Consider the following 15,281-nt stretch of genomic DNA (forward strand, 5'->3'; position numbering starts at 1 on the left):
TCGTGCCCACGGTGGAGGACTGCGACGACCCGGTGCCACCCCCGTCACCTGCCGTTAGTGTCGGAGCCATGACTACCCAAGACAGCAGCGGCGCGCCCAAGCCCCCCGCCAAGGACCCCTGGGACCTTCCCGACGTCTCCCGCCTCACCGTCGGCGTTCTCGGCGGCACCGGCCCGCAGGGCCGCGGGCTCGCCTACCGACTGGCCCGCGCGGGCCAGCGCGTCGTCGTCGGCTCCCGCGACGCGGCCCGCGCCGAGGCCGCCGCGGCGGAGCTGGGCCACGGCGTCGAGGGCGCGGACAACGCGGAGACCGCGCGCCGCAGCGACGTGGTGATCGTCGCCGTGCCGTGGGACGGCCACGCCAAGACGCTGGAGTCGCTGCGCGAGGAGCTGGCCGGCAAGCTCGTCGTCGACTGCGTCAACCCGCTCGGCTTCGACAAGAAGGGCGCCTACGCCCTGAAGCCCGAGGAGGGCAGCGCCGCCGAGCAGGCCGCCGCCCTGCTGCCGGACTCCCGGGTCACCGCCGCCTTCCACCACCTGTCGGCCGTCCTGCTCCAGGACGAGTCGATCGAGGAGATCGACACCGACGTCATGGTGCTCGGCGAGGCCCGCGCCGACACCGACATCGTGCAGGCCCTGGCCGGCCGCATCGCCGGCATGCGCGGCGTCTTCGCGGGTCGGCTGCGCAACGCGCACCAGGTCGAGTCGCTGGTCGCCAACCTGATCTCCGTCAACCGCCGCTACAAGGCCCACGCGGGCCTGCGCGCCACCGACGTCTGACCCTTCCGGGCCCAACCGGCCTGCCCCGGCTCCCCCGCCGCGCGGGGAGCCGGTCAGGGGGCGGAACGGGGCATGGGGGACACTGGACGGGACCGCGCACCACCCGGACAGGAGCCTCCCCCATGCCCCGCCTCGCCCTCTTCGCCCTCGCCGTCTGCGCCCTCGCCGTCGCCGCGGCCGTGGTTTCGTTCGTCCAGGGCAGCCTGCTCGGCATCCTCTGGGTGCTGGTGGCCGGGCTCTCCTCGAACATGGCGTGGTACTACGTCCGCAGGCAGCGCGCCGAGGCCGCCGCCCGCTGACCGCTCGCCCGCCGGCCGCCGCCGGCCCTCGCGCTCACCGCCCCGTGTACACCACGGCCCCCACCGTGCACCGGGTGTCGTCCCCGCCCGTCAGTTCCTGCCAGAACCGGTAGGCGTCCAGGCCGCAGTAGGTCTCGAACTCGCTGACGCCCAGCCCGCGCAGGACCGCGTCGATCGCGTCGAAGAACGCCCCGTTCACCTCGGGGATCCACAGCACCGCGAAGACCGCGATCAGCCCGAACGGCGCGAACGGCTCGACCTGGCGGCGGATCCCGTACGGCAGCCAGGGCTCGATCACGCCGTACCCGTCCAGCCCCGGCACCGGCACCGAGTTCAGGATCGCCGCGGTCACCTGGAGCAGCGCCAGGAAGGCCAGCGCGTAGCGGAAGGGCACCGGCACCCCGTCCAGCGCGTCCAGCCAGAACGGCGCGGTGCAGACCACGGCGAACAGCACGTTGGTCAGCGGCCCCGCCGCCGAGATCAGGCTGTGCCGCCGGCGCCCCCGGATCCGGCCGCGCTCGATGAAGACCGCGCCGCCCGGCAGACCGATGCCGCCCATGATCACGAAGAGCACCGGCAGCACGATGCTCAGCAACGCGTGCGTGTACTTCAGGGGGTTGAGGGTGAGATAGCCCTTGGCGCCGACGCTGATGTCCCCGCTGTGCAGGGCCGTGCGGGCGTGCGCGTACTCGTGCAGGCAGAGCGAGACCACCCAGCCGCCGGTGACGAACAGGAACACCGCGAAACCGGTGCTCCCGGCGAAGCCGGTCCACACCGCCCACCCCGCGACCGCCGTGACGGCGGCGATGCCGAGGAAGACCGGGCTGATCCTCCGGTCGTGGCGGCCGGCTGTGCTGCGCATCCGCGGTACTCCTAGCGGCTGGAGGGGCGTCCCGTCGCGGCCGGACGGCCGTTGGGGCCCGAGCGTACGGGGCGCCGGGCCGCCCGCGTCACCCGGTCGCGCCCTTCCGCGCGTTCCCCTCCGCCACCCCCGCCGTGCCGCGCGCGGACCCTCGCGCAGGGTTGCCGTGCGGCGCGCGGACCCCGTCCCGGACAATGGGCCCGTGCACTACAGCGTCCTCGGTACCACCCGCGCGCTCCGCGACGACGGCACGGCCGTCACCCTCGGCGGGGCGCGGCTGCGTGCCCTGCTCACCGTCCTGGCCCTGCGCGCCGGGCGGCCGGTCCCCGCGGCGTTGCTGGTCGCCGAGGTGTGGGACGGCGAGCCGCCCGCCGACGCGGCCGGTGCGCTCCAGGCCCTGGTCGGCCGGTTGCGGCGCGCGCTCGGGCGGGACGCCGTCGAGTCCGTGGAGAGCGGCTACCGCCTCGCCGCCGCCCCGGACGACGTCGACCTGCACCGGTTCGAGCGGCTGACCGGTGAGGGCGAGCGGGCCTGGGAGGACCGCGACCCCGAGAAGGCCGTGGAACTCCTCGACGAGGCGCTCGCCCTGTGGCAGGGCCCCGCCCTCGCCGACCTGCCGGACGCGAGCGCCGACGCCGGCCGCGCCGAGGCCCGTCGGCTGGCCGCCCGGCGCACCCGCGCCGCCGCCCTGCTGGCGCTCGGCAGGCCCGGCGCGACCCTGCCCGACCTGGTCGCGCTGTGCGCCGCCCACCCGCTGGACGAACCGCTCCAGGCACTGCGCATCACCGCCCTGCGGGACTCCGGCAGCACCGCCGGGGCACTGGCCGCCTACGCGGAGGTGCGCGCCCTGCTCGCCGACCGGCTCGGCGCCGACCCCGGGCCCGAACTGCGCGCCCTGCACGACGCGTTGCTCCACCAGCAGGCCAACACGCCCGCCCGGCACCGCCCACCGGAGCCGGACCGTCCCGCCCCACCGCGTGCGGGGGCGAACGCCCCCTCCCCGTACGGCAACCTGCGGGCCCGGCTCACCAGCTTCGTCGGGCGGGACACCGACCTCGCGACCCTCGGCGAGGACCTCGGCCGCTCCCGGCTCGTCACCCTTCTCGGCCCCGGCGGCGCCGGCAAGACCCGGCTCTCGCAGGAGGCCGCGCAGGCCGTCGCCGACCGGTGGCCGGACGGCGTCTGGATGGCCGAACTCGCCCCCGTGGAGGACCCCCTCGCCGTCCCCGAGGCGGTCCTCTCCGCACTCGGCGCCCGGGAGACCGTGCTGCGCGGCGTCGGCGCCGAGGAGATCCGGGCCGCCGAGCGCGCCTCGGACACCCCGCTCACCCGGCTCGTGGACCACTGCGCCCGGCGCCGGCTGCTGCTGCTCCTCGACAACTGCGAGCACGTCGTCGGGGCCGCCGCAGCCCTCGCCGACCACCTGCTGGCGCACTGCCCCGAGGTGACCGTGCTGGCGACCAGCCGCGAACCCCTCGGAGTGCCCGGCGAACTGGTGCGCCCCGTCGAGCCGTTGCCCGAACCGGTCGCGCTGCGGCTGCTCGGCGAACGCGGCGCGGCCGCCGTGCCCGGCTTCCGGGTGGACGCCGACCCCGCCACCGCCGAGGCCTGCGCGGAGATCTGCCGGCGGCTCGACGGCCTGCCGCTCGCCGTCGAACTCGCCGCCGCCCGGCTGCGCACGCTCAGCCCCCGGCAGATCGCCGACCGGCTCGACGACCGCTTCCGGCTGCTGAGCAGCGGCAGCCGCACCGTGCTGCCCCGCCAGCAGACCCTGCGTGCCGTGGTGGACTGGTCCTGGGACCTGCTGGACGCCCCCGAACGGGCCGTGCTGCGGCGGCTGTCGGTCTTCGCGGGCGGCTGCGCGCTGACCGCCGCCGAGGACGTCTGCTCGCTGACCGCCGAGGACGGCGCCGCCGATCCGGTCGACCGCCGCGACGTCGCCCCGCTGCTGGGCTCCCTGGTGGACAAGTCCCTCGTCGTCGCCGAGGCGGACGACGCCGGCCAGATGCGCTACCGCTTGCTGGAGACCGTCGGGGAGTACGCCGCGGAGCGCCTGGCCGAGGCGGGGGAGCGGGTGGCGACCGAACGCCGCCACCTGGTCCACCACCGCGAACTCGCCCGGATCAACGGCCCGTTGCTGCGCACCTCCGAACAGGCCGCCGTCATCGGCCTGTTCCGGCGGGAGTACGAGAACCTGCGCACCGCGCTGCGGCGCGCTGCGGCGCTGCGCGACGAGCACGAGGTGCTCTGCCTGGTCCATTCGCTGTCCTGGTACTGGATGATGCGCGACCTGCGCGCCGACGCCCGGCAGTGGGCGGACGCCGCCGCCGCGCTGGGACCCGACCCGTTCGCCGAGGGCGGCCCGGTGCCGTCGCTGCTGGAGCGGGTCACCGACCGGCCGCCGCCGCTGGAGCCGGACCAGCTCCGGGAGGCCAGGCGCGGGGTCCGGCTGATCCAGCTCGCCTTCATGGACCACGAGGAGGACCTGTGGGTCTCCCCGGAGAGCCAGGAGCGGCTGGCGGTCATCGCCCGCACCTACCGCCCCGGGCAGCCGCAGACCTGCCGCCCGCCCGGCTCCCTGTGGATCTTCGCCGTCATGCTCTCCGGCGGCGCCGACCTGTACGAGGTGCTGGACGAGACCGTGCGCACCTGCCGGGAGCTCGGGTACACCTCCGAACTGGCCTCCGCGCTCCAGATGCGGGCCAACTTCTACGCCAACAACCCGGAGACCGCCGCCGCGGCCCGCGCGGACGCCGACGAGAGCCTGGCGATCTGCGTCCGCCTCGGCGACGCCTGGGGCGCCGCCGACGCGCTCTCCGCGAGCGGCGAGGCCAACGAGCAGACCGGCGACTACGAGCAGGCCGCCGCGGACTACCTGGCCGCCGTCGAGTACGCCGAACGCCTGGGCGCGCACGCCCAGGTGGGACTGTTGCGGACCCGGTACGCCAACGTGCTGACCGAGACCGGGCGGCTGGCGGAGGCCGAGGCGGTCTTCCGGGACATCTTCTCCGACGAGCGGCAGCTCGGGCACGAAGGGGCGCCGCCGGCCCGGATGTTCCTCGCGGTCCTGCTGGGCCTGGACGGCCGGATCGACGAGGCACGGGCCGAACTGGCCGCGCTGGGAGAGCTGTTCGGGTCGCGGACGCTGTCGATCTTCCACTCGTTCGCGGTCGGGGCGCTGGCCTGGCTGGACAACCTGGAGGGCGAGTGGGCGAGCGCCCTCGACGGGGCGCTGGTGGCCCTGGCGGAGTCCCGCAACCGGCTGTCGCTGATGATCGCCCCGCACATGACCACCGTCCATCTCGCCGCCCTCGCCGAGGCGATCGGCGGACCGGGCGGCGAGGAGCGCGCCCGGGACGCCGCGCGGGTGCTGGGGATGCGTGCCGGGCTGTCGTCCCAGGGGCTGGTGCTGAACGCTGCCGTCCGCCAGAGCCTGGCGCGGGCCGAGGCACGGGCCCGTGACGTCCTGGGCGACGACGCCTACGAGGCCGCGCACGCCGAAGGCGGCGACCTCACCCTGGAGGAGGTCGCCGCCCTGGCGGGCGCGTACCGCTGACGGCCGCCGGTCAGGTCGCCTTGCGGAACTTGGAGACCGCCAGCGGGGCCATCACGAGCGTGATGATCCCGGCCCAGGCGAGCGTGACCCAGACCGAGTGGGCGACCGGGCCGCCCATCATCAGGCCGCGGGCCGCGTCCGCGAGGTTGGACAGCGGGTTGTAGTCGGTGAAGGTCCGGAGCCAGCCCGGCATGGTGCCCGTCGGCGCGAAGATGGACGAGCCGAACTGGAGCGGCATCAGTACCAGCATTCCCGTCGCCTGCACGGCCTGCGCGGTCCGCATCGCCAGGCCGAGCACGATGAAGATCCACATGATGGCGGCGCCGAACACCGCGGAGAGCGCGATCGCGCCGAGCAGGCCGAGGAACGACGTCTGGATCTCCATGCCGAGCGCGAAGCCCATGCCCAGCAGGATCAGCGTGGCGACCATCATCCGGCCCAGCTCCACCACGATCTTCGCGATCAGCACCGAGGACCTGGCGATCGGCATGGTCCGGAAACGGTCCATGACGCCCTTGCGGAAGTCGTCGTTGACGCCGGAGCCGACGGCGGAGGCGATGTTCATGCCCATCATCGCCATCAGCCCGGGGACCAGGTAGTTGAGGTAGTCGGTGCGGTCCCCGCCCAGCGCGCCGCCGACCGATCCGCCGAAGACGTAGGTGAACAGCAGGGTGAAGATGATGGGCATCAGGACCGCGTCGAACATCGACTCCGGGTCCTTCTTGATCTGGAGCATGTTGCGCCGGGTCAGGGCGCCGATGTGCCGCAGGTTGGCGCGCAGCCCGATCCGGCCCTCGTCCGGGGCGGGGGCGCCCGCCGGCACCGGGCCCGCGGGCCCGGCCGGGGACTTCGTCAGTGTCGTCGTGCTCATGCCGCGACCTCCTGGTCCTTCGGTTCGGTGACGGTGGCCCTGGCGCCCGTGACGGCGAGGAAGACCTCGTCCAGGCTGGGCAGCGCGGTGGCGACGTGGGCGAGCGAGAAGCCGCGCGTCCCCAGCAGCCCGACGACGGCGGTGAGCTGTTCGTCGCTGAGGATCGGCACCAGCAGCAGCCCCTCGTCCGGCACGCTCTGCGCGCCGGCCACGCCGTCGAGTCCGGCCTCGTGCAGCGCCCGCGCCATCGCGGCCAGGTCGGCCGGGTCGGAGGGACGGATCTGGAGGGTGCGGCCGCCGACCTTGGCCTTCAGCTCGTTCACCCCGCCGCGCGCGATGATCCTGCCCTGGTCGATCACCGTCAGCTCGTTCGCCAACTGCTCGGCCTCCTCCATGTACTGGGTGGTGAGCAGCACGGTCGCCCCCTCCGCGACCATCCGCTGCACCTCGTCCCAGACCTCGTTGCGGGTGCGCGGATCGAGACCGGTGGTCGGCTCGTCCAGGTACAGCACGGACGGGTTGCCGATCATCGAGGCGGCGAGGTCGAGGCGGCGGCGCATGCCGCCGGAGTACTCGGCGGCGGCCCGGCGGGCGGCGTCGGTGAGGGAGAAGCGTTCCAGCAGCTCGTCGGTCCGGGACCGGGCGTCCTTGCGGGACAGGTCGAGCAGCCGGCCGATCATGTAGAGGTTCTCCCAGCCGGAGAGCTTCTCGTCGACCGAGGCGTACTGGCCGGTCAGCCCGATCACGCGGCGCAGCTGCCGGGGCTGGCGCACCACGTCGTAGCCGGCGACGGTCGCGTGCCCGGCGTCGGGCAGGATCAGTGTGGACAGGCAGCGTACGAGGGTGGTCTTGCCGGCGCCGTTGGGGCCGAGCACGCCGAGGACGGTGCCCGCGCGCACGTCGAGGTCCACGCCGTCGAGCGCCTTGGTGGCGCCGTAGTGCTTCACCAGCCCCCGCACCTCGACGGCGTTGCCGCCGCGCCCGGGGTTCTTGTCGATTCGCGTCATGTGCTCAGAGAACCACCCGCCGCCGACAGCTCGCCGATATATCGCCGACAGGTGCGCCGACGGCACGCCGACGGGGCGCCGGACGGGCGTCAGCCCGCCGACGGGGGACGGTCGGCGGGCTGACGGTGGTGCCGGAGATGGTCGGGGGCCGGGCGCGGGCCGTCCGCGCCCGGACGGATCAGTGGAAGGTGTGCTCGGCCGCCGGGAACGCGCCGCCGACGACCTCCTCGGCGAACGCCTTCGCCGCGTCGCCGAGCACCGTGCGCAGGTCGGCGTACTGCTTGGTGAAGCGCGGCGTCTTGCCGCCGGTCAGGCCCACCATGTCGGTGTAGACGAGGACCTGCGCGTCGGTGCCCGCGCCGGCGCCGATGCCGACGGTCGGGATGTGCAGCGTGCGGGTGACCTCCTCCGCCAGCTCGGCCGGGACCAGCTCCAGCACGACGGCGAACGCGCCCGCGTCCTGCACGGACTTGGCGTCGCGCAGCAGCTGGTGGGCCGCCTCCTCGCCGCGGCCCTGGACCCGGTAGCCCATGGCGTTGACGGACTGGGGGGTGAGGCCGATGTGGGCCATCACGGGGATGCCCGCGTCGACCAGCAGCCGGATCTGCTCGTGGCTGCGCTCGCCGCCCTCCAGCTTCACCGCGCCCACCCCGGACTCCTTGACCAGCCGGGTCGCGTTGCGCAGGGCCTGTACGGGCCCCTCCTGGTACGAGCCGAACGGCAGGTCGCCGACGATCAGGGCGCGCTTGGTGCCCCGGACGACGGCGGCGGACAGCATCGCGATCTCGTCCATCGTGACGGGCACGGTGGTCTCGTACCCGAGGTGGCAGTTGCCCATCGAGTCTCCGACGAGCATGACCGGGATGCCGGCCTCGTCGAAGACGGACGCGGTCATCGCGTCGTAGGCGGTCAGCATGGGCCACTTCTCGCCGCGGGCGGTGGCGGCGGCGATGTCGTGGACGGTGATGCGGCGGCTGCTCTTTCCTCCGTACAGCGCCTTGCCGCCGTCGGCGGCAGCGCGGGGAGGGGTGGGGGCAGACGTGTTCTGGGCAGCGTCGAGCGCCATGGCGAACGGCTCCTTCGTCATCTCGAGGCGCCCTCACGGCGTCCCCGGATCCCTTCCATGGTGGCATCCCGTGCCCCGATGCGGGAAGTGGGCGGAAGGGGGCGTCCCGGAGGCCGCCGGACGACCGGCGGGCGTACGGAGGAGGGCAACGGGTAAAGACTTAACAATACGGAACGGTCTCGTATCGAAATGAGGCTATGGTCTTTCCCATGTCCCCAGCCTCCCACCCCCCTGCCGTGGCACCCCGTGTCCCCGAAGCGGTCCACCGCCGCCGATGGGCGATCCTCGCCGTCCTGATGCTCAGCCTGCTGATCGTGGTGCTGGACAACTCGATCCTCAACGTCGCCGTCAAGACGATCGCCGCGCCGGAGCCCACCGGGCTCGGCGCCACCCAGAGCGAGCTGGAGTGGGCGATCAACTCCTACACCCTCGTCTTCGCCGGGATCCTGTTCACCGCCGGACTGCTCGGCGACCGGATCGGCCGCAAGAAGGTGCTGCTCTTCGGCATCCTCGTGTTCGCCGCCGGCTCCGCGCTCGCCGCCTTCTCCTCCTCGCCCGGCCAGCTGATCGCCTGGCGCGCCCTGATGGGCTTCGGCGCCGCGTTCGTGATGCCGGCCACCCTCGCCGTGCTGATGAACGTCTTCGAGCGCGACGAGCAGCCCAAGGCCATCGGCATCTGGGCCGGCGGCGTCGGCCTGGCCATCGCCATCGGCCCCATCACCGGCGGGCTGCTGCTGGAGCACTTCTGGTGGGGCTCGATCTTCCTGGTGAACGTCCCCGTCGGCCTCGTCGCGCTGGTCGCGATGGTGGTCCTGGTGCCGGACTCCCGTGACCCGAAGCCCGGCCGCCTCGACCCGGCGGGCGTCGCCCTGTCCGTCGTCGGCCTGGTCCTGCTGGTCTACGGCATCATCCGCGGCGGCGAACTCGCCGACTTCACCGAGTCCACCGTGCTCGCCCCGATAGCCGGCGGCCTGGTGGTCCTCGCCCTCTTCGTCGTCCACGAGAAGCGCAGCAGCCACCCCGCCCTCGACATCTCCTCCTTCCGCAAGCCCGCCTTCTCCGCCGCCGTCGCCGCCATCGCCCTCGTCTTCTTCGCGCTGATGGGCGTCACCTTCTTCTCCGCCTTCTACCTCCAGAGCGTCCGCGGCTACACCGCCCTCCAGTCCGGCCTGCTCATGCTGCCGCTGGCCGCCGCGCAGATGGTCTTCTCCCCGCGCGCCCGGCACGTCGTCACCCGCTTCGGTGCCAAGGCCGTCTGCACGGCCGGCCTGCTGCTGGTGGCGGGCGGCCTCGCCGCCTTCGGGACCTTCGACGCCGGCACACCGGTATGGGTCCTGTGCCTGGTCTTCTTCGTCCAGGGCACCGGCATGGCGCACATCATGCCGCCGGTCACCGTCGCCGTGATGCAGGCGCTGCCCCGCGAGAAGGCTGGCTCCGGCTCGGCCATCAACAACACCTTCCGCCAGGTCGGCGGGGCGCTCGGCGTCGCCGTGCTCGGCTCGGTGCTCTCCGCCGCCTACCGCGGCGACATCGAGGGACACCTCGGCGCGGTGCCCGCCGGCGCGCGGGACGTCGCGGGGGAGTCCATCGAGGCCACCCTCGGCGTCGCGGCGAAGCTGGGCCCCGCGGGCAAGCCGCTCGCCGCCGCCGCGAACGACGCCTTCCTCGGCGCCATGCACCTCACCGCCGTCACCTCGGCGGGCGTCGCCCTGATAGGCGCGGTCGTGGTCGCCCTCTTCCTGCCGGGACGGGCGCCCGCGCCCGACGCGCCCGCCGGCCGGGAGGCGAGCCCCGAACCCGCCGGCCGCGCCGGCTGACCCCGTCCCGCCGCACCCGGGCCCCCGCCGGGACCCGGGTCGGCGAGAATGGCCGCAGGCCGTAGACGCGGTGAAAGGCGGATGCACGTGCAGGGACAGGATCGCGGACCCGATGCCGCCGACGCGCACGCCCCGGACGCCGGGGCCGCCCGGAACCCCGGCCCCGGACGCCCGGAGGGCTGCGGCGAACCCCGCCGCGGACGCCCCCGCAGCGCCGCCGCCGAGCGCGCGATCCTCGACGCCGTCGTCACCCTCCTGGAGGCCGGCGAACCCCTCGCCGGCCTCTCCATCGAGCGCATCGCCCGCACCGCCGGAGTCGGCAAGGCCACCATCTACCGGCGCTGGAGCGGCAAGGAAGAGCTCTTCCTCGACGTCCTGCGGGACATGGAACCCCAGGACCCCGAGGTCTCCGGCACGGCGGGCCTCGCCGACCTCAGGTCCCTGATGGAGGCCCAGCGCGCCCGCGGCCTCGCCCAGCGCTCCTCCGTCCTGCTGCACAACGTCTTCGCCCAGATGAAGAGCCACCCGCGGCTGTGGAACGAGTACAAGGACACGGTGATCGGCCCCCGCCGGGACGCCGTGACCGCCGCCGTCCGGCGGGCCGTCGCCGCGGGCGAACTCCGGGCGGACCTCGACGTCGAGCTGATGGACGACCTGATCCTCGGCACGCTGCTCGTCCGCACCGTCCACCGCCCCGAGTCCGCGCTCCCCGACGACCTGGTCGACCGGGTGCTCACCGCGCTCATCGAGGGCCTGGGGCCGCACCCCGAATCCGGTCCGCGGGCCGGTGCGGCCCCCGGAGGCCGCACCGGCCCGGACACCCGCGGCTGAGCCGGACGCCCACCCGCCCGCGGGACACGCCGAGCCGGCTTCCTCCGCCCGCCGCTTCCCGCCCGTCGCTTTCCGGCCGCCCCAAACGGAACCTCCGGCCCCGCCCGTGTCGTCCTTCTCCACGTGACGCCGTCGGGAACGGTGCTCACGGCGCCCGTGATCCCCTAGGGTCGAGGGGCGCGGTGACAACGCACGGCAAGGCAGTGAGGAAGCGGAATGGTGCAGGCGTACGGAGCGGAGACCGGCCACGGCGAGGCGGAGCCGCCCCGGCCCGCGTCCCGCCTCCGTGACCTGCGGAACAAGTGGACGCGCGACCGCGGGATCTGGCGGCGCGGCATCGTCGTCGCCGTGCTGGCCGTCCTGCTGACGCTGCTCATGGTCTGCCACGCCCAGATCCCCAACCGCTTCGGGAACCTCGGCAGCCTCGTCGAGACCTTCCTGCCGTGGATAGGGGCCGGCATCCCGGTGCTGCTCGTCCTCGGGCTGGTCCGCAGGTCGGCGACCGCCCTGATCGCGCTGCTGCTGCCGCTCGTCGTCTGGTTCAACCTCTTCGGCGGCCTGCTCACCGGCAAGTCCGGCCCCGGCGGCGACCTCACCGTCGCCACCCACAACGTCAACGCCGACAACCCCGACCCCACCGGCACCGCCCAGCAGGTCGCGGGCTCCGGCGCCGACGTGGTGGCCCTCCAGGAACTGCCGACCGGCCAGGTCGCCACGTACGAGAAGGCGCTCGACGGCCGCTTCCCCTACCACTCGGTCCAGGGCACCGTCGGGCTGTGGAGCAAGTACCCGATCAGCGACACCCGGCCCGTCGACATCAAGATGGGCTGGACCCGCGCCATGCGCTCCACCGTCACCGCGCCGGGCGGCAAGGTCGCGGTCTACGTCGCCCACCTCCCCTCGGTACGCGTCAAGCTGCACGCCGGGTTCACCGCCAGCCAGCGGGACGAGAGCGCCGACGCGCTCGGCGAGGCCATCGCGGACGAGCCCATCGAGCGGGTGGTGCTGCTCGGCGACCTCAACGGCACCATGAACGACCGCGCCCTGAAGGGCGTCACCTCGCAGATGCGCTCCACCCAGGGCGCGGCCGGCGACGGCTTCGGCTTCAGCTGGCCCGCCTCGTTCCCGATGGCCCGGATCGACCAGATCATGGTCCGGGGCGTCGAGCCCCTGTCCTCCTGGACCCTCGCCGCCACCGACAGTGACCACCTCCCGATCGCCGCCCGCGTCCGACTCTGATCGGCGGCGGCAGGGGCCGCGGCGGGCGGCGGACCGTGGTGAGCGCCGGACGGTGGTGGGCGGGGACCGATCGGGGACCGCTCAGCCGGGGCGGCCGCCGAAGAAGTCCGCCAGCGCGGCGGCGAGCGGTTCCGGGGCCTCCTCGGCGACGTGGTGCCCGGCGTCGATGCCGTGCCCCCGCACGTCCGGCGCCCACTGCCGCCAGATCTCCACCGGGTCCCCGTGCAACTGCTCAAGGTCGTCCCGCAGCGACCACAGGACCAGGGCGGGGCACCAGACCCGGTTCCCCGCGGCACGGTCCTCCTCCTCGTGCCGCCGGTCGACCGTGAGACCGGCCCGGTAGTCCTCCAGCATCGCCCGCACCACGTCCGGGTTCCTGGTGGCCGCGCGCCACTCGTCGTGGTTCTCCCGGCCCATGGCGACCGGATCACCGTGGTACCAGGCGTCGGGATCGGCGTTGATGACCCGCTCGGGGACGTCCGGCTGGGCGAAGAAGAACCAGTGCCACCACTGCGTGGCGAACGCGACCGTGAGGCGCGACAGGTGCTCGGACACGGGCAGGCAGTCGATGAGCGCCACCCGCGAGACCGCGTCGGGATGGTCGAGGGCGAGGCGCAGCGCGGCACAGCCCCCGCGATCGTGTCCGACGAGGGCGAAACGGTCGTGGCCCAGCGCGCGCATCACCTCGACCACGTCGCCGGCGACGGCCCGCTTCGAGTGGGCGGAGTGGTCCGCGCTGGGCGCCGGGCCGACCGACCGTCCGTACCCCCGCAGATCGGGGCAGACCACGGTGAACCCGCGCCCGACGAGGAGCGGGGCGACCCGGTGCCAGGTCGCCGAGGTCCGCGGGTGGCCGTGCAGCAGCACCACCGGCGGCCCCTGCCCGCCGTGACGGGCGAAGACCGACGCCCCGTCGACCTGGATCCGCGTGGCTTCGAAGTCCTCGAACAAGGCCGTGGCCTCCCACCCCCGGCGGTCGCCCGCCGGACGCCGTGCGACGCCGCTCCGCCGCGAGAACCCGCGAGCAGACTCTCCCGCCGGGGAGTGCCGGACGGCACCGCCGTCGTTCTCCTGCCCCCGCGCATGAGGCGAACACAACATGCGAGGTGCACAGGACGAAGGCGCCGACCGGTGCGGACGGCCGGAGCGGGGACCGGCATCCGGACGCGTCCGGGCGGGCTGCGGGCGTCCGGGGCGGCGTGCGCCGTGGCGGCCGAGTGCGCGGGTTCGAGCCCCACGCCGGGGACGCGTTACGGTGGGCCGGCCGAAACGACCCGTTCACCGCGCGGAACACATCGTCTGCCACCATTTGTTCTGTCCGCTGTCGCGGGCGTCGGCAGTGCGGCCGACGCCTCCCCCGTCCCCGGGGCACCTCGCGGTGCCCGTTCTCCCCGCCGGGGCACCTGTGCGCCCCGGTCCCGCCGCCCGCGTCCCCGCCCCGTCACGGACCCCGTGCCGTACGGGGAAGGAGGGCCCCGCGCGGCTCCCTGCTGAAAGGTTTCACCCCCATGCCCCTGGCCCTGCTCGCGCTGGCCGTGAGCGCCTTCGGCATCGGCACCACCGAGTTCGTGATGATGGGCCTGCTGCCCAACGTCGCGGACGACCTGGGAACGTCGGTGCCCACCGCCGGCTACCTGGTGTCCGCCTACGCCATCGGCGTCGTCGTGGGCGCTCCGCTGCTCACCGCCTTCGGCTCCAAGGTCCCGCGCAAGCGGATGCTCCTGCTGCTGATGGCCCTGTTCACCGTCGGCAACCTGGCCTCGGCGCTCGCCCCCGGCTTCGGGACACTGCTCGCGGGCCGGTTCCTCGCCGGACTGCCGCACGGCGCGTTCTTCGGCGTCGGCGCGGTCGTCGCCGCCCGGCTGGTCTCCGAGGGCCGCCAGGCGCGGGCCGTCGCCACGATGTTCCTCGGTCTGACCGTCGCCAACATCGTCGGCGTACCGGCTGCCACCCTGCTCGGCCAGCACCTCGGCTGGCGCGCGACCTTCCTGGTCGTCGCCGCCATCGGCCTCTGCGCGATGGCCGCCCTGGCCCGGCTGGTGCCGCGCATCCCGGTGGAGGCGCACCAGAACGTCCGCCACGAACTGCGGGCGCTCGGCAACCGGCAGGTGCTCCTCGGCCTGCTCACCGCCGTCTTCGGCTTCGGCGGCGTCTTCGCCGTCTACTCCTACCTGTCGTCCATGACGACCGAGGCGATGGGATTCGGCGAGTCCTCGGTCACCGTGGTCCTCGCCCTGTTCGGCATCGGGATGACGCTGGGCGCGCTGGCGGCCGGACCGCTGACCGACCGGGCGCTGCGCCCCACCCTCTTCGGCGCGCTGGGCGCCCTCGCCGTGGTGCTGGTGGCGTTCCCGTTCACGGTGCACGTGCAGTGGCTGGCCCTGGTGATGGTGGTGCTGCTGGGCGCGGTCGGCTTCATGACGACCACACCGCTGCAGATGCTGGTGATGCGCAAGGCGCAGGACGCCCCCACGCTCGCCTCCGCCTCCAACCACTCCGCGTTCAACCTGGCCAACGCCGGCGGAGCCTGGCTCGGCGGCGCCGCCATCGCGGCGGGCTGGGGCTGGACCTCCCCGGCCTTCGTCGGCGCGGTGCTCGCCGCACTCGGACTCGCGGTGGCCGCCGCCGCCGCGTTCTGGGACCGGGCGCCCGCCGCCTCCCGCGTCGTCGCCCAGGCCGGACCGGAGTCGCTCCGGGCGACCTCGGAACCGGGCCGGGAGCCGGGGCCGGCCGCGGGGCCGGGACCGGAGGCCAGCACGGGATCGGGCCAGGACGCGGGCACGGGTCCGGGGCAGCACGCGGGTCCGCGATCGGGGCAGGACGCGATGCGCACGCGCTGACGGCCGGGACGGGACGGTGTGACACGGACGGGCCGGGGACCGCGTGGTGCGGCCCTCGGCCCGTGGGGTTGCGGGACCGGGTTCGTCCGGTTCCGGGCCGGCGGGCGCGGCCCG

12 protein-coding genes are annotated in these 15,281 nt (G+C 74.4%); 7 read left to right on the plus strand and 5 right to left on the minus strand.

What is annotated here, in order from left to right; genetic code table 11:
- Nucleotides 1-68: 68 nt before the first annotated feature.
- Entirely contained in the window at nucleotides 69-779 is a 711-nt protein-coding gene (gene npdG, locus Q0994_RS07790; RefSeq protein WP_299530727.1) for an NADPH-dependent F420 reductase, read from the plus strand.
- A 122-nt stretch (nucleotides 780-901) separates the two neighbouring features.
- Nucleotides 902-1,078, plus strand: coding sequence for a hypothetical protein (locus Q0994_RS07795; protein ID WP_299530729.1), 177 nt, complete (start codon nucleotides 902-904; stop codon nucleotides 1,076-1,078).
- Nucleotides 1,079-1,112: 34 nt separating this feature from the next.
- On the opposite strand, the gene Q0994_RS07800 is transcribed toward Q0994_RS07795, so the two are convergent.
- Nucleotides 1,113-1,940, minus strand: a complete 828-nt coding sequence (locus Q0994_RS07800) for a site-2 protease family protein (protein ID WP_299530731.1) — start codon at nucleotides 1,938-1,940, stop codon at nucleotides 1,113-1,115.
- A gap of 202 nt (nucleotides 1,941-2,142) precedes the next feature.
- On the opposite strand from Q0994_RS07800, the gene Q0994_RS07805 reads away from it, so the two are divergent.
- Complete coding sequence (locus tag Q0994_RS07805) at nucleotides 2,143-5,496, plus strand: BTAD domain-containing putative transcriptional regulator (protein WP_299530734.1); 3,354 nt, start codon at nucleotides 2,143-2,145, stop codon at nucleotides 5,494-5,496.
- A 10-nt stretch (nucleotides 5,497-5,506) separates the two neighbouring features.
- Here Q0994_RS07805 and Q0994_RS07810 read toward each other — a convergent pair whose 3' ends face one another.
- The 3 genes from Q0994_RS07810 to panB all read right to left on the minus strand — a co-directional run bounded on the left by Q0994_RS07810 (nucleotide 5,507) and on the right by panB (nucleotide 8,440).
- Nucleotides 5,507-6,367 carry an ABC transporter permease gene (locus Q0994_RS07810; RefSeq protein WP_299530737.1) on the minus strand — a complete coding sequence of 287 codons (861 nt, stop codon included), beginning with the start codon at nucleotides 6,365-6,367 and terminating at the stop codon, nucleotides 5,507-5,509.
- Entirely contained in the window at nucleotides 6,364-7,374 is a 1,011-nt protein-coding gene (locus tag Q0994_RS07815) for an ATP-binding cassette domain-containing protein (protein WP_299530740.1), read from the minus strand. Before Q0994_RS07815 ends, Q0994_RS07810 begins: the two co-directional genes overlap by 4 nt.
- Nucleotides 7,375-7,552: 178 nt before the next feature.
- Nucleotides 7,553-8,440 (minus strand): 3-methyl-2-oxobutanoate hydroxymethyltransferase, encoded by an 888-nt coding sequence (gene panB / locus Q0994_RS07820; RefSeq protein WP_299530743.1) that lies wholly within the window; start codon nucleotides 8,438-8,440, stop codon nucleotides 7,553-7,555.
- 209 nt (nucleotides 8,441-8,649) lie between these two features.
- On the opposite strand from panB, the gene Q0994_RS07825 reads away from it, so the two are divergent.
- The 3 genes from Q0994_RS07825 (at nucleotide 8,650) to Q0994_RS07835 (ending at nucleotide 12,327) form a co-directional block, all read left to right on the plus strand.
- The gene (locus tag Q0994_RS07825) at nucleotides 8,650-10,257 is read left to right on the plus strand and encodes an MFS transporter (RefSeq protein WP_299530745.1); all 1,608 of its coding nucleotides are present in this window, start codon (nucleotides 8,650-8,652) and stop codon (nucleotides 10,255-10,257) included.
- Nucleotides 10,258-10,344: 87 nt separating this feature from the next.
- Nucleotides 10,345-11,088: a TetR/AcrR family transcriptional regulator gene (locus Q0994_RS07830; RefSeq protein WP_299530748.1), complete on the plus strand. Its 744-nt coding sequence runs from the start codon at nucleotides 10,345-10,347 to the stop codon at nucleotides 11,086-11,088.
- A 216-nt stretch (nucleotides 11,089-11,304) separates the two neighbouring features.
- A complete protein-coding gene (locus Q0994_RS07835) occupies nucleotides 11,305-12,327 on the plus strand; it encodes an endonuclease/exonuclease/phosphatase family protein (protein WP_299530751.1) in 1,023 nt (340 codons plus the stop codon).
- 81 nt (nucleotides 12,328-12,408) lie between these two features.
- On the opposite strand, the gene Q0994_RS07840 is transcribed toward Q0994_RS07835, so the two are convergent.
- Nucleotides 12,409-13,278: an alpha/beta hydrolase gene (locus Q0994_RS07840; protein WP_299530753.1), complete on the minus strand. Its 870-nt coding sequence runs from the start codon at nucleotides 13,276-13,278 to the stop codon at nucleotides 12,409-12,411.
- 557 nt (nucleotides 13,279-13,835) lie between these two features.
- On the opposite strand from Q0994_RS07840, the gene Q0994_RS07845 reads away from it, so the two are divergent.
- Complete coding sequence (locus tag Q0994_RS07845) at nucleotides 13,836-15,167, plus strand: MFS transporter (RefSeq protein WP_299530755.1); 1,332 nt, start codon at nucleotides 13,836-13,838, stop codon at nucleotides 15,165-15,167.
- Nucleotides 15,168-15,281: the final 114 nt, after the last annotated feature.

It is taken from the genome of uncultured Streptomyces sp. (assembly GCF_947488945.1).
Classification (GTDB): domain Bacteria; phylum Actinomycetota; class Actinomycetes; order Streptomycetales; family Streptomycetaceae; genus Streptomyces.